16 protein-coding genes, 3 tRNA genes and 3 rRNA genes are annotated in these 18,100 nt (G+C 53.7%); 13 read left to right on the forward strand and 9 right to left on the reverse strand.

Features of this window, described 5'->3' with window-relative positions:
* The first annotated feature begins 49 nt into the window (after nt 1-49).
* Together NWV12_RS03860 and tilS are read left to right on the forward strand one after the other, a co-directional pair.
* Complete coding sequence (locus tag NWV12_RS03860) at nt 50-439, forward strand: VOC family protein (RefSeq protein ID WP_023334583.1); 390 nt, start codon at nt 50-52, stop codon at nt 437-439.
* A 58-nt stretch (nt 440-497) separates the two neighbouring features.
* The gene (gene tilS / locus NWV12_RS03865) at nt 498-1,787 is read left to right on the forward strand and encodes a tRNA lysidine(34) synthetase TilS (RefSeq protein WP_048978983.1); all 1,290 of its coding nucleotides are present in this window, start codon (nt 498-500) and stop codon (nt 1,785-1,787) included.
* Between the two features lie 28 nt (nt 1,788-1,815).
* On the opposite strand, the gene rof is transcribed toward tilS, so the two are convergent.
* Nucleotides 1,816-2,076 (reverse strand): Rho-binding antiterminator, encoded by a 261-nt coding sequence (gene rof, locus NWV12_RS03870; protein ID WP_008501890.1) that lies wholly within the window; start codon nt 2,074-2,076, stop codon nt 1,816-1,818.
* Nucleotides 2,063-2,263 (reverse strand): YaeP family protein, encoded by a 201-nt coding sequence (locus NWV12_RS03875; RefSeq protein WP_008501889.1) that lies wholly within the window; start codon nt 2,261-2,263, stop codon nt 2,063-2,065. The genes rof and NWV12_RS03875 overlap by 14 nt, the downstream gene beginning before the upstream one ends.
* A 196-nt stretch (nt 2,264-2,459) precedes the next feature.
* On the opposite strand from NWV12_RS03875, the gene NWV12_RS03880 reads away from it, so the two are divergent.
* The 3 genes from NWV12_RS03880 to nlpE are packed head-to-tail and all read left to right on the forward strand — an operon-like array spanning nt 2,460 to nt 4,157.
* Nucleotides 2,460-3,005 carry a YaeQ family protein gene (locus NWV12_RS03880; protein ID WP_048978982.1) on the forward strand — a complete coding sequence of 182 codons (546 nt, stop codon included), beginning with the start codon at nt 2,460-2,462 and terminating at the stop codon, nt 3,003-3,005.
* Complete coding sequence (arfB, locus tag NWV12_RS03885; RefSeq protein WP_048978981.1) at nt 3,002-3,424, forward strand: alternative ribosome rescue aminoacyl-tRNA hydrolase ArfB; 423 nt, start codon at nt 3,002-3,004, stop codon at nt 3,422-3,424. Before NWV12_RS03880 ends, arfB begins: the two co-directional genes overlap by 4 nt.
* 34 nt (nt 3,425-3,458) lie before the next feature.
* The gene (gene nlpE / locus NWV12_RS03890) at nt 3,459-4,157 is read left to right on the forward strand and encodes an envelope stress response activation lipoprotein NlpE (RefSeq protein WP_048978980.1); all 699 of its coding nucleotides are present in this window, start codon (nt 3,459-3,461) and stop codon (nt 4,155-4,157) included.
* Between the two features lie 46 nt (nt 4,158-4,203).
* Here nlpE and proS read toward each other — a convergent pair whose 3' ends face one another.
* The 6 genes from proS to metN form a co-directional block, all read right to left on the reverse strand.
* Complete coding sequence (proS, locus tag NWV12_RS03895; protein WP_033144681.1) at nt 4,204-5,922, reverse strand: proline--tRNA ligase; 1,719 nt, start codon at nt 5,920-5,922, stop codon at nt 4,204-4,206.
* 112 nt (nt 5,923-6,034) lie between these two features.
* Entirely contained in the window at nt 6,035-6,742 is a 708-nt protein-coding gene (gene tsaA, locus NWV12_RS03900) for a tRNA (N6-threonylcarbamoyladenosine(37)-N6)-methyltransferase TrmO (RefSeq protein ID WP_033144682.1), read from the reverse strand.
* Entirely contained in the window at nt 6,739-7,143 is a 405-nt protein-coding gene (gene rcsF, locus NWV12_RS03905; RefSeq protein WP_008501883.1) for an Rcs stress response system protein RcsF, read from the reverse strand. The genes tsaA and rcsF overlap by 4 nt, the downstream gene beginning before the upstream one ends.
* 106 nt (nt 7,144-7,249) lie before the next feature.
* Complete coding sequence (gene metQ, locus NWV12_RS03910) at nt 7,250-8,065, reverse strand: methionine ABC transporter substrate-binding lipoprotein MetQ (protein ID WP_014168729.1); 816 nt, start codon at nt 8,063-8,065, stop codon at nt 7,250-7,252.
* A 40-nt stretch (nt 8,066-8,105) separates the two neighbouring features.
* The gene (locus NWV12_RS03915; protein ID WP_014168730.1) at nt 8,106-8,759 is read right to left on the reverse strand and encodes a methionine ABC transporter permease MetI; all 654 of its coding nucleotides are present in this window, start codon (nt 8,757-8,759) and stop codon (nt 8,106-8,108) included.
* On the reverse strand, nt 8,752-9,783 hold the full coding sequence (metN, locus tag NWV12_RS03920) for a methionine ABC transporter ATP-binding protein MetN (RefSeq protein ID WP_023310475.1): 1,032 nt from the start codon (nt 9,781-9,783) through the stop codon (nt 8,752-8,754). The genes NWV12_RS03915 and metN overlap by 8 nt, the downstream gene beginning before the upstream one ends.
* A gap of 188 nt (nt 9,784-9,971) precedes the next feature.
* On the opposite strand from metN, the gene gmhB reads away from it, so the two are divergent.
* The 8 genes from gmhB to dkgB all read left to right on the forward strand — a co-directional run bounded on the left by gmhB (nt 9,972) and on the right by dkgB (nt 17,070).
* Entirely contained in the window at nt 9,972-10,538 is a 567-nt protein-coding gene (gene gmhB, locus NWV12_RS03925) for a D-glycero-beta-D-manno-heptose 1,7-bisphosphate 7-phosphatase (RefSeq protein ID WP_048978979.1), read from the forward strand.
* A gap of 367 nt (nt 10,539-10,905) precedes the next feature.
* Nucleotides 10,906-12,445: ribosomal RNA gene (locus NWV12_RS03930) — 16S ribosomal RNA — on the forward strand.
* 70 nt (nt 12,446-12,515) lie between these two features.
* Nucleotides 12,516-12,592 (forward strand) — tRNA-Ile (locus tag NWV12_RS03935).
* A gap of 42 nt (nt 12,593-12,634) precedes the next feature.
* A tRNA-Ala gene (locus NWV12_RS03940) sits at nt 12,635-12,710 on the forward strand.
* 172 nt (nt 12,711-12,882) lie between these two features.
* Nucleotides 12,883-15,788, forward strand: a 23S ribosomal RNA gene (locus NWV12_RS03945).
* 70 nt (nt 15,789-15,858) lie between these two features.
* A 5S ribosomal RNA gene (rrf, locus tag NWV12_RS03950) occupies nt 15,859-15,974 on the forward strand.
* The 16S, 23S and 5S rRNA genes sit together here with 3 tRNA genes alongside, the layout of an rRNA operon.
* A 55-nt stretch (nt 15,975-16,029) precedes the next feature.
* Nucleotides 16,030-16,106 (forward strand) — tRNA-Asp (locus NWV12_RS03955).
* Nucleotides 16,107-16,266: 160 nt separating this feature from the next.
* Nucleotides 16,267-17,070 carry a 2,5-didehydrogluconate reductase DkgB gene (gene dkgB, locus NWV12_RS03960; protein ID WP_048980839.1) on the forward strand — a complete coding sequence of 268 codons (804 nt, stop codon included), beginning with the start codon at nt 16,267-16,269 and terminating at the stop codon, nt 17,068-17,070.
* Between the two features lie 29 nt (nt 17,071-17,099).
* On the opposite strand, the gene yafC is transcribed toward dkgB, so the two are convergent.
* Nucleotides 17,100-18,005: a DNA-binding transcriptional regulator YafC gene (gene yafC / locus NWV12_RS03965; RefSeq protein ID WP_047061177.1), complete on the reverse strand. Its 906-nt coding sequence runs from the start codon at nt 18,003-18,005 to the stop codon at nt 17,100-17,102.
* Between the last annotated feature and the right edge of the window lie 95 nt (nt 18,006-18,100).

Here is an 18,100-nt window from a genome sequence, read left to right on the forward strand (position 1 = left end):
GGCGCGGGTTTTCGGTTGTAACGTTCAGGCATCATAAAAAGGAGAAGCTATGCTGGGTTTAAAAGCTGTTCATCATATTGCGATCATTGCGACCGATTACGCGAAAAGTAAGGCCTTCTACTGCGACATCCTGGGCTTTACGCTCATGAGCGAGGCCTACCGCGAGGAACGTGACTCCTGGAAGGGCGATCTGGCGTTAAACGGGCAATATGTGATTGAGCTGTTCTCTTTTCCTTTTCCGCCTGCGCGTCCCTCCCGCCCGGAAGCCTGCGGCCTGCGTCATCTTGCCTTCAGCGTCGATGACCTGGATAGCGCAGTTAAGCATCTGGAAGCGCACGGCGTGACGTGCGAAGCGATACGCGTCGATCCGTTCACCGACAAGCGCTTTACCTTTTTCAACGATCCGGACGGCCTGCCGCTGGAGCTTTATCAGCAGTAATGGTTGTCCTGTGTGATAATGCCCGCTCAGTTCGGGCATTTTTTATGTGTAATCTCCTATGACCTTACCCGCTATCGCACAAGCCGTTTCACCGTACCGCCAGCTGCTGGTGGGGTTTAGCGGTGGCCTGGATTCTACCGTGTTGCTGCATCGCCTTAAGCTTTGGCGCGATCGGGAACCTGACGTCCAGCTTCGGGCGATGCATATTCACCACGGATTAAGTCCTCACGCAGAGGCGTGGGTGGTGCACTGTGAAGCCTTGTGTGCGGCCTGGGCGATCCCGCTCATCGTTGAGCGCGTCACGCTTGCGGAGGAGGGGCTGGGCATCGAAGCGCAGGCGCGGAAAGCCCGCTATGCCGCATTTGCCGGGGCATTACGTCCTGGAGAAGCGCTGGTCACGGCCCAGCATCTGGACGATCAGTGTGAAACCTTTCTGCTGGCCCTTAAGCGGGGCAGCGGCCCGGCGGGACTTTCTGCCATGCCGACGCGTTCTGAATTTGCCGGCACAACGTTACTGCGTCCGCTGCTTGGCGAGACGCGTGCCTCGCTGGAAGCCTGGGCGCGAGAACATCAGCTGAACTGGATCGAAGATGAGAGTAACCAGGATGACGGCTATGACCGTAACTTCCTGCGTCTGCGCGTCCTCCCGCTTTTAGGCGAGCGCTGGCCGCATTTCGCCGACGCGACGGCAAGAAGCGCCATGCTGTGCGCCGAACAGGAATCGTTGCTGGATGAACTGTTGAGCGACGAGCTGGCTGCACTCATTTCTGCCGACGGGGCGTTGGCGATCGCACCGATGAAAGCGATGAGCCCGGTACGTCGCGCCGCGCTGTTACGGCGCTGGCTGGCCTTTCATCGCGCCGCGATGCCGTCGAGGACAATGCTGAGCCGTATCTGGGACGAAGTCGCACTGGCGCGGGATGATGCTTCTCCGTGCGTCCACCTGAACGGTTTTGAGGTTAGACGTTATAAAGGGGAGCTCTGGTGGATAAAATCCATGCTCTCTCTGACCGATGTGGTGCTCGACTGGCTTTCTCCTGACGCGCCCCTGATATTGCCCTGTGAGGCAGGACGCGTTTCTCTTCTGTCGTCTGGTCATGTGCGGCTGCCGAAGCCCGATGAACCTGTCACCGTGCGTTTTAAGGCTGGCGGCCTGCTGCATATCGTCGGGCGCAACGGGGGACGGAAGCTGAAGAAAATATGGCAGGAGTGTAACGTGCCGCCGTGGCTGCGCGACACCACGCCGCTACTGTTCTACGGTGAAACGCTTATCGCTGCGGCAGGGGTGTTCATCACGGAAGAGGGGTGGTCAGAAGAGGGCGTTCGTTTTGAGTGGCAGAAAGCGTAACGGGCAGCCAGGCTGCCCGTTAGTGTCATCAGGATTCGCTCACCACGACGGTGCCGATTTGCGGGTGGCTGAAGCTGGCTATTTTGTCCAGACGCAGCTCACGCGTCGCACCGGCGTCTTCCACTATCAGGTATTCCACATTCTTTCGTGAAACCAGATCGCTGGCTTTCGCCTTCAACACTTCGCCATCTTTTAGCTCCAGCGTCAGTAATAAATGATGCTGGCAGGCGAGTTCGAGGTTGTCATAGTCATCACAATTGATGGGTTGATAAGTATCATTCATCGACATAATCGCTCACCAGTAAATTCGCCGCAGCATACGCTGCTTTTTCCCTGACCGACTCTGAAAGGCTCTCATCAGAGGCCACTTCATTAAGCACCTTCAATACACAGCCCAACGCGTCCGGGACATACCCCAGATCTCCGCTGGCGATTTCCGCATACCGTTTGCGAATTAACTCACAATAATTATTCACATCCCCTCCCGCCAGCGCACTGACTTACTGTGAGATATCATTAAGCCTACGAAGATAAACTCGGTTTAGCAAGGTGACTATACCATACTCATTTAAGCAATATCAGAGCCTTGATAGCGGTGTATTTAACACCCTGTAACAGCCTTTTGCCGCGGTTTTCGCTACAATGTGCGCCTGATTCGAATGGAGTTCTCTCATGGCGCTGAAAGCGACAATTTATAAAGCTGTGGTCAATGTGGCCGATCTGGATCGCAACCAGTTCCTCGATGCGTCGCTTACGCTGGCACGCCACCCCTCCGAAACCCAGGAGCGCATGATGCTGCGCCTGCTGGCGTGGATTAAGTATGCCGACGAGCGCCTGCAGTTTTCCCGTGGGTTAAGCGCAGAAGACGAGCCTGAAGCCTGGTTGCGCAACGATCATCTGGGTATCGACTTATGGATCGAACTCGGCCTGCCTGACGAGCGCAGAATTAAGAAGGCCTGCACCCAGTCCGCTGAAGTGGCCTTATTCGCGTATAATCAGCGCGCGGCGGAGATCTGGTGGCAGCAAAACAAGAGCAAGTGCGGACAGTTTAAAAATCTCACGGTCTGGTATCTGGATGATGAGCAGCTGGCGCAGTTGAGCGAGTTCGCCGGCCGGACCATGGTTTTGCAGGCGACGATTCAGGATGGCGCCATCTGGCTCTCTGATTCTCAGAATAATCTGGAAATTCATTTAGCAGCGTGGCAACCCGCGTCATGATCGTCTTGTCCCGAAACGTCAGCATTCCTGACAGCGAGCTGGAGATCACCGCCATCCGTGCGCAGGGAGCAGGCGGGCAGCACGTCAACAAGGCGTCGACGGCTATCCATTTGCGTTTTGACATTCGGGCCTCAAGCCTGCCAGAGTATTATAAAGAAAGCCTGCTTGCCGCCAGCCATCACCTGATCACCAGCGATGGCGTGATTGTGATCAAAGCCCAGGAGTACCGCAGCCAGGAGCTCAACCGGGAAGCGGCGGTAGCCAGGCTGGTGGCGGTCATCAAAGAGCTAACGGCAGTACAAAAAAGCCGCCGGGCAACGCGGCCGACCCGCGCATCGAAAGAGCGTCGGTTGTCCTCGAAGGCCCAAAAATCCACAGTGAAAGCACTACGCGGTAAAGTTCGTCGCCCGACAGAGTGACGAAAGGGAACACACTTTTCATAAGGAATTCATTGTGAAAAAAGCATTATGGTCAGCGCTGGCAGTGAGTACGCTGTTTGCGCTTTTTGGGTGTAACAACCGCTCCGAAACGCAGGTTTTACAAGCCACGCAAACGGAAGAATTAAAACCGATGCAGCAAAGCTGGCGCGGCGTATTGCCTTGCGCGGACTGTGAAGGCATTGAAACGTCTCTGTTCCTGCAAAAAGATGGCACCTGGGTGATGAATCAGCGCTATCAGGGCGCTAAAGAGCCTTCTTCTTTTGCCACTTATGGAACATGGGCGCGTACGGCAGAGAAGCTGGTCCTGACGGATACCTCCGGTGAGAAAACCTTTTTCCGCGCCAAAGGCGAGGGGATGGAGATGCTCGACCGCGAAGGCAACCCGATTGAATCCCAGCTCAACTACACGCTGGCGCCGGTAAAAGCGGCTCTGCCTGCCACGCCGATGGCAATGCGGGGGATGTACTTCTATATGGCGGATGCGGCGATCTTTACCGACTGCGCAACCGGCAGGAAGGTCAGCGTGGCAAACAATGCGCAGCTTGAACGTGATTACGCTGTGGCACGCGGCAATGACAGTAAGCCGGTACTGCTGACGGTTGACGGTCACTTTACGCTGGAGCCAAACCCGGATAGCGGGGAGATGGTGAAAACGCTGGTGGCAGATAAAGACGCGAAGTTTGTTGCGGGTAAAGACTGTAACAGTAAATAAGCCGACGCTGAGCCATTAAAAAACCCCGCCTGAGCGGGGTTTTTGTTTAGCCTTTGATGGCTTTCACCAGGTAATCAAGAATGTCGCCGGTCTTGATCATCTGTTTCTCGCCGCTGCGACGGTATTTGTATTCAATCTCATCGCTGTCGAGGTTACGGTCGCCGATGACGACGGTGTGCGGGATACCGATCAGTTCCATATCGGCAAACATCACGCCTGGACGCTCTTTACGGTCATCCATCAGCACTTCGATACCCTGAGCGCGCAGCTCGGCATACAGCTTCTCGGCCAGCTCCTGCACGCGGTAAGACTTGTGCATGTTCATTGGCAGAATGGCCACCTGGAACGGCGCAATATTGTCCGGCCAGACGATGCCGCGTTCGTCGTAGTTCTGCTCAATCGCCGCAGCCACCACGCGCGTCACCCCGATACCGTAGCAACCCATGGTCAGGATCTGGTTACGGCCATCTTCACCCTGAACCGCCGCGTTCAGCGCGCGAGAGTATTTATCGCCCAGCTGGAAGATGTGACCCACTTCGATGCCGCGCTTAATCATCAGGGTACCCTGACCGTCCGGGCTTGGATCGCCTGCAACCACGTTACGGATGTCAGCCACTTCCGGCGTCGCCACGTCGCGATCCCAGTTGATGCCGAAGTAATGTTTACCGTCGATGTTCGCACCTGCAGAGAAGTCGCTCATTGCAGCAACCGTGCGGTCAATGACAACCGGCACCGGCAGATTGACTGGACCCAGTGAACCTGGACCCGCATTCACCACGGCGCGGATTTCCGCTTCCGTTGCGAAGGTCAGCGGGCTGGCTACCTGCGGCAGCTTCTCGGCTTTCACTTCGTTCAGCTCGTGATCGCCACGCACCAGTAGGGCAACCAGCGGGTAAGCGCTGCCTTCGGTGGATTTCACCAGCAGCGTTTTCACGGTTTTTTCGACAGGCAGATTGAACTGCTCAACCAGCTCGGCAATGGTTTTAGCGTTTGGCGTATCAACCAGCGTCATCTCTTGCGTTGCCGCCCCGCGTGGTTCTTTTGGCGCCAGCGCTTCTGCAAATTCGATATTCGCCGCGTAATCTGAAGAGTCAGAGAAGATCACATCGTCTTCACCGCTCTGCGCCAGTACCTGGAACTCATGGGATGCGCTACCGCCGATGGAGCCGGTATCAGCCTGCACAGCACGGAAATCCAGACCCATGCGGGAGAAGATTTTGCTGTACGCCGCGTACATTGCGTCGTAGGTCTCTTGCAGTGATTCCTGAGAGGTATGGAAAGAGTAAGCATCTTTCATCAGGAATTCGCGAGAGCGCATAACGCCGAAACGCGGGCGAACTTCGTCACGGAACTTGGTCTGGATCTGGAAGAAGTTCAGCGGCAGCTGTTTGTAAGAGCTCAGCTCGTTACGAATCAGGTCGGTAATGACTTCTTCATGCGTTGGGCCGAGAACGAACGGACGCTCGCCGCGATCGACAAAGCGCAGCAGTTCAGGACCATATTGCTCCCAACGACCGCTCTCCTGCCACAGGTCAGCGGGCTGAACCACAGGCATGGACACCTCGATAGCACCGGCGTTATTCATCTCTTCACGCACGATGTTTTCGACTTTTTTCAGGACGCGCACGCCGGTCGGCAGCCAGGTGTATAACCCGGAGGCCAGCTTGCGGATCATCCCGGCGCGCAGCATCAGCTGATGGCTGATCACTTCGGCGTCGGCAGGCGTCTCCTTCAGAGTGGAGAGCAGATATTGGCTAGTACGCATGTTGTTACGGTTCCATTTCGACGATTGGAACAGGCTGAAACACCAGCCTGACACAAAAAAAGTGGTTTAGTTTACCAGTGTGGCAAAGATGCCAAAAGAGAGGAGAACAAAATTACCTGGGTTCAAGGGCAAACACTTCAAAACCTGCCCCGGTGACGCGCCAGCGAACGTTGAAATCGAGCAGCCAGACGGCGTACGTTTTTCCTTCTTCCTCTTCTTTACGGTAGGCCGGACGAGGGTCCTGTGCCAGAACTTCAGTGATGAAATCCCGTAAGCGAGGATAGCGTTTCTCCAGCTGGCCGATCTGCGCGGTTATCTCTGGCGTAAAATAAACAGGCATGTCCGCCTGCGGTGCGTCCTGAGCATAACTTGCACGCGCGTCCGGGAGCGCTTCGGCGAAGGGCAAATAGGGTTTGATGTCGATTACCGGCGTGCCGTCTACCAGGTCCAGGCTACCTAACTCCAGTATCACCCGATCTTTCTGGCAGCGTATGCCTTTCAGTTCAACCAGCGACATTCCAATCGGGTTTGGGCGGAAGGTCGAGCGAGTTGCAAACACGCCCATTCTCGCATTTCCGCCGAGACGAGGAGGGCGCACGGTCGGACGCCAGCCGCCTTCCATCGTCTGGTGAAATACGAACACCACCCATAAATGGCTGAAAGCCTCAAGCCCGCGTACCGCATCGGCCTGATTGTAAGGCGCAATCAGGTGAAGCTCACCGCTTCCGCTGGTGACCAGACCGGGCTGGCGGGGGACGGCGAACTTCTCTTTATAAGGAGAGTGGATAACGCCTATCTGCTCGAACTGAAATGCACTCATTTCGCCGTGATGTTCAGCGCAGAACCGATGCAAACCGCCTGACGGTAGCAGCCCGGCGTGCCGCTGGTGACTTCGCAGCTGTGCAGCAGAACCGCGTTGGCTTTCATTTTTGCGGCATTAATCTGCATACGTTTACGCGCTGTCGGAATATTCGGTGGTGAGTCCTGATTGGTAGCCTGACAGGATTCGCCGCTCACTTCGCCCAATTCACGGAACGGTTTACCGACGAGTTCGTCTGCTTTCGTGATAATGCGAACCGGCGCAGGGCGAACCACTTTCGGTTTTGCAGGCTCTGTTTTTGGCGGGGTTGCCGTGCTTTGAACAGGTTCAACGGGAGATCTGCTTAGCATAGAACAGCCGCTCAGCATGAGTGCTAAAAGACAGATCGGTAAAGCACGCATAATAGTTCCTCAATGGATAATCAAAACGTCAGATATTGAATCAGTTGACTGCACAAATGACAAGACGGGCATAAGCCCGTCCTGATGATATTACACTGAGGTGAGATTACCAGCCTTTAACAGCGCCGCCGTTAAACACTTTGTTGGCTTCCTGGTAAACTTCATCAGACTGATAAGCCTGAACGAATTTCTTCACGTTTTCCGCGTCCTTGTTGTCTTCGCGAGTCACGATCAGGTTAACGTACGGGGAGTCTTTATCTTCAACGAAGATACCGTCTTTAGCCGGCGTCAGGCCAATCTGGCTGGCATAGGTGGTGTTGATCACGGCCAGGGCAATCTGCGCATCGTCCAAAGAACGTGGCAGCTGCGGTGCTTCCAGTTCAACAATTTTCAGATTTTTCGGGTTCTCGGTGACATCCAGAACGGTTGGCAGCAGGCCAACACCGTCTTTCAGTTTGATCAGGCCCACTTTCTGCAGCAGCAGCAGGGAACGGCCAAGGTTGGTTGGGTCGTTAGGCACGGCAACCTGAGAGCCCGGCTGCAGCTCGTCCAGCGATTTAATTTTCTTAGAGTAACCGGCAATTGGATAAACGAAGGTGTTACCAACACCCACCAGTTTATAGCCACGATCTTTGATCTGCTGATCCAGGTATGGCTTATGCTGGAAGGCGTTAGCGTCGATATCGCCTTTGCTCAGCGCTTCGTTCGGCAGAACGTAATCGTTGAAGGTCACCAGCTCAACGTCCAGGCCATACTTCTCTTTCGCCACTTTCTGAGCAACTTCAGCAACCTGTTGTTCTGCACCCACGATAACGCCCACTTTAATGTGGTTTGGATCTTTTTCGTCCTGACCGCAACCCACCAGTGCCAGAGAGCCGATCAGCGCGCCTACTGCTGCAAAGGTCTTTAATTTAAACGCCATGTTTTATCCTTAACTCGTAGAGTTTGTGTTGTGTGTAACGTTATTTGTGAGTAACGGTCCGGACGATGCGATCGCCGGAGAACTGGATTAAATAAACCAGAACAACCAGCAATACCAGAACGGTATTCATCACGGTAGCGTTATATCCAATATAGCCGTACTGGTAACCAATCTGGCCTAAACCGCCAGCGCCAACTGCGCCACCCATTGCGGAATAACCGACCAGCGTGATGAGCGTGATGGTTGCCGCGTTCACCAGGCCTGGCAGTGCTTCCGGGAGCAGGACTTTGCGGACGATCTGCATCGGCGTTGCGCCCATCGCGCGTGAGGCTTCGATCAAACCGGTTGGGATCTCCAGCAGGGCGTTTTCCACCATACGGGCGATAAACGGCGCAGCCCCCACGGTCAGCGGAACAATGGCCGCCTGCAGACCGATAGACGTTCCGACGATCACGCGGGTAAACGGAATCATCCACACCAGCAGAATAATGAAGGGAATAGAACGGAAGATGTTCACCAGCGCAGAGAGCGTACGGTACAGTTTCGCGTTCTCAATGATTTGACCCGGACGCGTCACGTACAGCAGTACGCCGACGGGCAGGCCAATCACAAAACCAAAGAAGCCAGAGACAAAGGTCATTGCCAGCGTTTCCCAAACGCCGCGAACCAGCAGCCACATCATCGGCTCAGACATAACCCAGTACCTCTACTTTTACGTGGTGTTCTTGCAGCCAGGCAATCGCGGCCTGGGTTTCTTCTTGTGTGCCGTGCATTTCTGTCAGCATGATGCCGAACTTCACGCCACCGGCGTAATCCATCTGCGCGCTGATGATGTTGTTGTTCACGTTAAAGCGACGCGCGGTTTCGGAAAGCAGGGGTGCGTCAACGGACTGACCGGTGAACTCCATGCGCAGCATCGGGACGCTGTCTGCTGCGGGTTCGGTTTTCAAACGCTCCAGATAATCTTCCGGAATATCCAGATGCAGCGTGGACTGGATGAACTGCTGTGCCAGCGGCGTCTTCGGATGCGAGAAGACTTCACTTACCGTGTCCTGCTCGATCAGTTCACCGTTGCTGATGACCGCCACGCAGTCGCAGATGCGTTTCACCACGTCCATCTCATGCGTAATAAGGAGGATCGTCAGGCCCAGGCGACGGTTAATGTCTTTCAGCAGTTCCAGAATCGAACGCGTGGTTGCCGGATCCAGTGCGCTGGTGGCTTCATCGCACAGCAGTACCTTAGGATTACTTGCCAGCGCGCGGGCAATGGCCACACGCTGCTTTTGCCCACCGGACAGATTTGCCGGGTAGCTATCATGCTTGTCGCCCAGACCCACGAGGTCGAGCAGTTCGGTGACGCGACGCTTCACTTCTTCTTTTGGCGTATTATCCAGCTCAAGCGGCAGGGCAACGTTGCCGAACACGGTGCGGGAAGCCAGCAGGTTAAAGTGCTGGAAGATCATGCCAATCTGACGACGCGCTTTGGTGAGTTCTTTCTCTGAGAGGGCGGTAAGTTCCTGGCCGCCAACTTCTACGCTGCCCTGGGTTGGGCGCTCAAGCAGGTTAACACAACGAATCAGCGTGCTTTTACCTGCACCCGATGCGCCAATGACGCCATAAATTTGACCAGCAGGAACATGCAGGCTGACGTTGTTCAGCGCCTGAATGGTTCGGTTCCCCTGCTGGAACACTTTGGTGATATTGGAAAGTTTAATCATTAGATTATTTTTATCGTATGTAAGTTAGCCGTGGCATTTTCTTCTGCCAGATACGGGTGATGACCGTAAACAAAACGGATGTTAAGGCATCCAGACGTCTAAATCAATCCAACTCTGTACGATGAGCACTTTATTGCGCTGCGATTCATGAGATACTAGTCGAACATGCCTTTTTCAGGAGCAAACCGGTGGCAAAATCAGTACCCGCAATTTTTCTCGATCGTGATGGCACTATTAATGTGGATCACGGTTATGTTCATGAGATTGATGAGTTCGAGTTTATCGAGGGCGTAATAGATGCCATGCGCCAGCTGAAAGAGATGGGTTATGCGCTGGTGGTTGTGACGAACCAGTCCGGTATTGCACGCGGTAAATTCACCGAGGCGCAGTTCGAGACGCTGACGGAATGGATGGACTGGTCGCTAGCCGACCGCGGTGTGGATCTCGACGGCATCTACTATTGTCCGCACCACCCGCAGGGAACCATTGATGCGTATCGTCAGACCTGCGACTGCCGTAAGCCGCATCCCGGGATGTTCATCTCTGCACAGGAGTTCCTGCACATTGATATGTCTGCTTCTTATATGGTCGGCGATAAACTGGAAGATATGCAGGCAGCAGCAGCAGCGGGTGTAGGAACCAAAATATTAGTTCGCACCGGTAAGCCAGTGACGCCAGAAGCAGAAAATGCAGCGGATTGGGTGATTAATAGTCTGGCCGAACTGCCAAAAGAGATTAGAAAGCACCAAAAATAGCCTTTTTGGCGAAAAGATGAGCGGTTGAAATAAAAATGCATTTTTCCGCTTGTCATTCCTCGGCGGCCCCCTATAATGCGCCTCCATCGACACGGCGGATGTGAATCACTTCACAGACAACGCGGTCGGTTGAAGAGAAAAATCCTGAAATAACGGGTTGACTCTGAAAGAGGAAAGCGTAATATACGCCACCTCGCAACGGTGAGCGAAAGCCGCGTTGCACTGCTCTTTAACAATTTATCAGACAATCTGTGTGGGCACTCAAAGTGACATGGATTCTTAACGTCCTAGGACGAAAAATGAATACCAAGTCTCTGAGTGAACATACGTAATTCATTACGAAGTTTAATTCACGAGCATCAAACTTAAATTGAAGAGTTTGATCATGGCTCAGATTGAACGCTGGCGGCAGGCCTAACACATGCAAGTCGAGCGGTAGCACAGAGAGCTTGCTCTCGGGTGACGAGCGGCGGACGGGTGAGTAATGTCTGGGAAACTGCCTGATGGAGGGGGATAACTACTGGAAACGGTAGCTAATACCGCATAACGTCGCAAGACCAAAGAGGGGGACCTTCGGGCCTCTTGCCATCAGATGTGCCCAGATGGGATTAGCTAGTAGGTGGGGTAACGGCTCACCTAGGCGACGATCCCTAGCTGGTCTGAGAGGATGACCAGCCACACTGGAACTGAGACACGGTCCAGACTCCTACGGGAGGCAGCAGTGGGGAATATTGCACAATGGGCGCAAGCCTGATGCAGCCATGCCGCGTGTATGAAGAAGGCCTTCGGGTTGTAAAGTACTTTCAGCGGGGAGGAAGGCGATAAGGCTAATAACCTTGTCGATTGACGTTACCCGCAGAAGAAGCACCGGCTAACTCCGTGCCAGCAGCCGCGGTAATACGGAGGGTGCAAGCGTTAATCGGAATTACTGGGCGTAAAGCGCACGCAGGCGGTCTGTCAAGTCGGATGTGAAATCCCCGGGCTCAACCTGGGAACTGCATTCGAAACTGGCAGGCTAGAGTCTTGTAGAGGGGGGTAGAATTCCAGGTGTAGCGGTGAAATGCGTAGAGATCTGGAGGAATACCGGTGGCGAAGGCGGCCCCCTGGACAAAGACTGACGCTCAGGTGCGAAAGCGTGGGGAGCAAACAGGATTAGATACCCTGGTAGTCCACGCCGTAAACGATGTCGACTTGGAGGTTGTGCCCTTGAGGCGTGGCTTCCGGAGCTAACGCGTTAAGTCGACCGCCTGGGGAGTACGGCCGCAAGGTTAAAACTCAAATGAATTGACGGGGGCCCGCACAAGCGGTGGAGCATGTGGTTTAATTCGATGCAACGCGAAGAACCTTACCTACTCTTGACATCCAGAGAACTTTCCAGAGATGGATTGGTGCCTTCGGGAACTCTGAGACAGGTGCTGCATGGCTGTCGTCAGCTCGTGTTGTGAAATGTTGGGTTAAGTCCCGCAACGAGCGCAACCCTTATCCTTTGTTGCCAGCGGTTCGGCCGGGAACTCAAAGGAGACTGCCAGTGATAAACTGGAGGAAGGTGGGGATGACGTCAAGTCATCATGGCCCTTACGAGTAGGGCTACACACGTGCTACAATGGCGCATACAAAGAGAAGCGACCTCGCGAGAGCAAGCGGACCTCATAAAGTGCGTCGTAGTCCGGATTGGAGTCTGCAACTCGACTCCATGAAGTCGGAATCGCTAGTAATCGTAGATCAGAATGCTACGGTGAATACGTTCCCGGGCCTTGTACACACCGCCCGTCACACCATGGGAGTGGGTTGCAAAAGAAGTAGGTAGCTTAACCTTCGGGAGGGCGCTTACCACTTTGTGATTCATGACTGGGGTGAAGTCGTAACAAGGTAACCGTAGGGGAACCTGCGGTTGGATCACCTCCTTACCTTAAAGAACCTGCCTTTGTAGTGCTCACACAGATTGTCTGATGAAAAAACAGCAGTAAAAATCTCTGCAGGCTTGTAGCTCAGGTGGTTAGAGCGCACCCCTGATAAGGGTGAGGTCGGTGGTTCAAGTCCACTCAGGCCTACCAAACTCCTTTTAAAGGATGAGCGGTACAGAGATTGCAAACGATGGGGCTATAGCTCAGCTGGGAGAGCGCCTGCTTTGCACGCAGGAGGTCTGCGGTTCGATCCCGCATAGCTCCACCATCTTTTACTGCGAACACAAGAAAACTTCAGAGTGAACCTGAAAAGGTGCACTGCGAAGTTTTGCTCTTTAAAAATCTGGATCAAGCTGAAAATTGAAACGACACATCTTTAATGGTGTGTTCGAGTCTCTCAAATTTTCGCAATCATGAAGTGAAACATCTTCGGGTTGTGAGGTTAAGCGACTAAGCGTACACGGTGGATGCCCTGGCAGTCAGAGGCGATGAAGGACGTGCTAATCTGCGAAAAGCGCCGGCGAGGTGATATGAACCTTTGACCCGGCGATGTCCGAATGGGGAAACCCAGTGTGATCCGTCACACTATCGTTAACTGAATACATAGGTTAACGAGGCGAACCGGGGGAACTGAAACATCTAAGTACCCCGAGGAAAAGAAATCAACCGAGATTCCCCCAGTAGCGGCGAGCGAACGGGGAGCAGCCCAGAGTCTGAATCAGCTTGTGTGTTAGTGGAAGCGTCTGGAAAGTCGCACGGTACAGGGTGACAGTCCCGTACACGAAAGCACACAGGTTGTGAACTCGAAGAGTAGGGCGGGACACGTGGTATCCTGTCTGAATATGGGGGGACCATCCTCCAAGGCTAAATACTCCTGACTGACCGATAGTGAACCAGTACCGTGAGGGAAAGGCGAAAAGAACCCCGGCGAGGGGAGTGAAAAAGAACCTGAAACCGTGTACGTACAAGCAGTGGGAGCACCTTCGTGGTGTGACTGCGTACCTTTTGTATAATGGGTCAGCGACTTATATTCTGTAGCAAGGTTAACCGTATAGGGGAGCCGAAGGGAAACCGAGTCTTAACTGGGCGTTAAGTTGCAGGGTATAGACCCGAAACCCGGTGATCTAGCCATGGGCAGGTTGAAGGTTGGGTAACACTAACTGGAGGACCGAACCGACTAATGTTGAAAAATTAGCGGATGACTTGTGGCTGGGGGTGAAAGGCCAATCAAACCGGGAGATAGCTGGTTCTCCCCGAAAGCTATTTAGGTAGCGCCTCGTGAACTCATCTTCGGGGGTAGAGCACTGTTTCGGCTAGGGGGCCATCCCGGCTTACCAACCCGATGCAAACTACGAATACCGAAGAATGTTATCACGGGAGACACACGGCGGGTGCTAACGTCCGTCGTGAAGAGGGAAACAACCCAGACCGCCAGCTAAGGTCCCAAAGTCATGGTTAAGTGGGAAACGATGTGGGAAGGCACAGACAGCCAGGATGTTGGCTTAGAAGCAGCCATCATTTAAAGAAAGCGTAATAGCTCACTGGTCGAGTCGGCCTGCGCGGAAGATGTAACGGGGCTAAACCATGCACCGAAGCTGCGGCAGCGACGCTTATGCGTTGTTGGGTAGGGGAGCGTTCTGTAAGCCGTTGAAGGTGTGCTGTGAGGCATGCTGGAGGTATCAGAAGTGCGAATGCTGACATAAGTAACGATAAAGCGGGTGAAAAGCCCGCTCGCCGGAAGACCAAGGGTTCCTGTCCAACGTTAATCGGGGCAGGGTGAGTCGACCCCTAAGGCGAGGCCGAAAGGCGTAGTCGATGGGAAACAGGTTAATATTCCTGTACTTGGTGTTACTGCGAAGGGGGGACGGAGAAGGCTATGTTAGCCGGGCGACGGTTGTCCCGGTTTAAGCATGTAGGCGGAGGTTCCAGGTAAATCCGGTACCTTATTAACGCTGAGGTGTGATGACGAGGCACTACGGTGCTGAAGTAACAAATGCCCTGCTTCCAGGAAAAGCCTCTAAGCATCAGGTAACACGAAATCGTACCCCAAACCGACACAGGTGGTCAGGTAGAGAATACCAAGGCGCTTGAGAGAACTCGGGTGAAGGAACTAGGCAAAATGGTGCCGTAACTTCGGGAGAAGGCACGCTGATATGTAGGTGAAGCCCCTGCGGGTGGAGCTGAAATCAGTCGAAGATACCAGCTGGCTGCAACTGTTTATTAAAAACACAGCACTGTGCAAACACGAAAGTGGACGTATACGGTGTGACGCCTGCCCGGTGCCGGAAGGTTAATTGATGGGGTTAGCGGCAACGCGAAGCTCTTGATCGAAGCCCCGGTAAACGGCGGCCGTAACTATAACGGTCCTAAGGTAGCGAAATTCCTTGTCGGGTAAGTTCCGACCTGCACGAATGGCGTAATGATGGCCAGGCTGTCTCCACCCGAGACTCAGTGAAATTGAACTCGCTGTGAAGATGCAGTGTACCCGCGGCAAGACGGAAAGACCCCGTGAACCTTTACTATAGCTTGACACTGAACACTGGTCCTTGATGTGTAGGATAGGTGGGAGGCTTTGAAGCGTGGACGCCAGTCTGCGTGGAGCCGACCTTGAAATACCACCCTTTAATGGCTGGTGTTCTAACGTAGACCCGTGATCCGGGTTGCGGACAGTGTCTGGTGGGTAGTTTGACTGGGGCGGTCTCCTCCCAAAGAGTAACGGAGGAGCACGAAGGTTAGCTAATCCTGGTCGGACATCAGGAGGTTAGTGCAATGGCATAAGCTAGCTTGACTGCGAGAGTGACGGCTCGAGCAGGTGCGAAAGCAGGTCATAGTGATCCGGTGGTTCTGAATGGAAGGGCCATCGCTCAACGGATAAAAGGTACTCCGGGGATAACAGGCTGATACCGCCCAAGAGTTCATATCGACGGCGGTGTTTGGCACCTCGATGTCGGCTCATCACATCCTGGGGCTGAAGTAGGTCCCAAGGGTATGGCTGTTCGCCATTTAAAGTGGTACGCGAGCTGGGTTTAGAACGTCGTGAGACAGTTCGGTCCCTATCTGCCGTGGGCGCTGGAGAATTGAGGGGGGCTGCTCCTAGTACGAGAGGACCGGAGTGGACGCATCACTGGTGTTCGGGTTGTCATGCCAATGGCACTGCCCGGTAGCTAAATGCGGAAAAGATAAGTGCTGAAAGCATCTAAGCACGAAACTTGCCCCGAGATGAGTTCTCCCTGACCCTTTAAGGGTCCTGAAGGAACGTTGAAGACTACGACGTTGATAGGTCGGGTGTGTAAGCGCAGCGATGCGTTGAGCTAACCGATACTAATGAACCGTGAGGCTTAACCTTACAACGCCGAAGCTGTTTCGGCGGATGAGACAGACACGATTTTCAGCCTGATACAGATTAACAGAATTTGCCTGGCGGCTTTAGCGCGGTGGTCCCACCTGACCCCATGCCGAACTCAGAAGTGAAACGCCGTAGCGCCGATGGTAGTGTGGGGTCTCCCCATGTGAGAGTAGGGAACTGCCAGGCATCAAATTAAGTAGTAAGCCGGTGCATAAATCCGGTGGTTACAGCAGTCTTCGGTGGAGCGGTAGTTCAGTCGGTTAGAATACCTGCCTGTCACGCAGGGGGTCGCGGGTTCGAGTCCCGTCCGTTCCGCCACTTATTAAAAGCCCTGAGCTTACGCTCAGGGCTTTTTTCTTATCTGACCTTTAATTATTGCGAAATTAGCAAAAATCCTCTGCGTTTTGCGATCTTTTTCTCTATAACAACGCCAGCGATAATCTTCCTCAGTTTACGAACATAATGATTGAGGAATAGTATGACTCTCCCTGCATTTGGTCTGGGCACTTTCCGCCTGAAAGACGACGTTGTTATCGCATCGGTTAAAACCGCACTCGAACTGGGCTATCGTGCAGTTGATACGGCACAGATCTATGAAAACGAAGCTGCCGTTGGACAAGCTCTCGAAGAGAGTGGTGTACCGCGTAACGAACTGTTTATCACCACGAAAATCTGGATTGAGAATCTCAGCAAAGATAAGCTGATCCCTAGCCTGAAAGAGAGTCTGAAAAAACTGCGTACTGACTACGTAGATCTGACCCTTATCCACTGGCCTTCACCGAATGATGCCGTCTCAGTAGAAGAATTCATGCAGGCGCTGCTGGAGGCGAAAGAGCAGGGCTTAACCCGCGAAATTGGGATCTCCAACTTCACCATTCCGCTGATGGAAAAAGCCATTGCTGCTGTTGGCGCAGAAAATATTGCGACTAACCAGATTGAGCTGTCGCCATACCTGCAAAACCGCAAAGTCGTGGACTGGGCAAAACAGCACGGGATCCACATCACCTCCTACATGACGCTGGCCTACGGTAAGGCGCTGAAAGATGAAGTGATTACGCGTATCGCAGAGAAACATAACGCGACTGCTGCGCAGGTCATTCTGGCATGGGCAATGGGTGAAGGTTATGCCGTGATCCCATCATCGACTAAGCGTGAAAACCTGGCCAGCAACCTGTTAGCAGCGGATCTTCATCTGGATGCAGACGATAAAAAAGCGATCGCAGCGCTGGAGTGCAACGATCGCCTGGTAAGCCCGGAAGGTTTAGCTCCTGACTGGGATTAAGTTTGACCCGCCCTCTGTAACCTGAACCCTCATACAGCTCCTCCGGGAGCTGTTTTTATATGTTCACTCAGGAAGTCAATAAAGGCACGAATGCGCGTACTCACCGCTCTGTCACTGTAATACACCGCGCTAAAAGGCATTTCGACCGGCAGGCGTTTATCGGCCATCAATTCCACCAGTTCACCCCGGGCTATCTCCTTGTCAATCATATAGTCTGACAAGCAGGCGATACCATTTCCTTCGAGACACAGCTGCTTCAGCGTTTCCCCGCTGTTTGAGGATAATCCGCAGGTAATTTCATGAAGTTGACCATCATGACAGGCGACAGGCCAGGTGTTCAGCGACACCGGCTCCGTAAAGCCAAGGCACAGATGCTGCTTCAAATCTTCAACCGTCTCCGGTTTCCCATGTTCGGCAATATACTCTGGCGATGCGATAATTTTGCGGTAGCTGGCAAACAGAGGGCGGGCACGCAAGCTTGAATCTGTCAGGGTTCCCGCCCGGATAGCCACATCCACTTTCCGCTCGATGAGGTTGATAAACGTCTCTGAGGAGACCAGCGATAGCGTCATCTCCGGATAGCGTTCGCGGAAAGGTTTGATCAGCGGCATCAGAAAGTGAAGCACCACCGGCGTGGCCGCATCAATGCGCAGCAATCCACGCGGCGTGCTGCGGGTCTCCATAATCTCCGTCTCTGCTGCAGCCATCTCCTGCAGTACCGACTGCACGCGGCGGAAGTAACGCTCTCCTTCTTCCGTCAGGCTCAGCTGCCGCGTCGTTCGGTTAAGCAGACTCACTCCAAGCTTCATCTCCAGTTTTTTTACCGAACGGCTGATGGCTGAGTTAGCCTGACCCAGCTGTTCGGCCGCGCGGCTAAAGCTGCCGCTTTCAACGACGGCGACAAAGATTGTCAGCTCTTCCGATGTTGCTTTCATTTTTGCACCACCTGCAAAATTCTATTGAGATTTTGACCATTTTTGTTATTTAAGCACTGGCGCATACTGCCTGTCATCTTAATCCTGATGATACG

The sequence above is a fragment of the Enterobacter sp. Crenshaw genome (genome assembly GCF_024734705.1).
GTDB classification, from domain to species: Bacteria; Pseudomonadota; Gammaproteobacteria; order Enterobacterales; family Enterobacteriaceae; genus Enterobacter; species Enterobacter asburiae_B.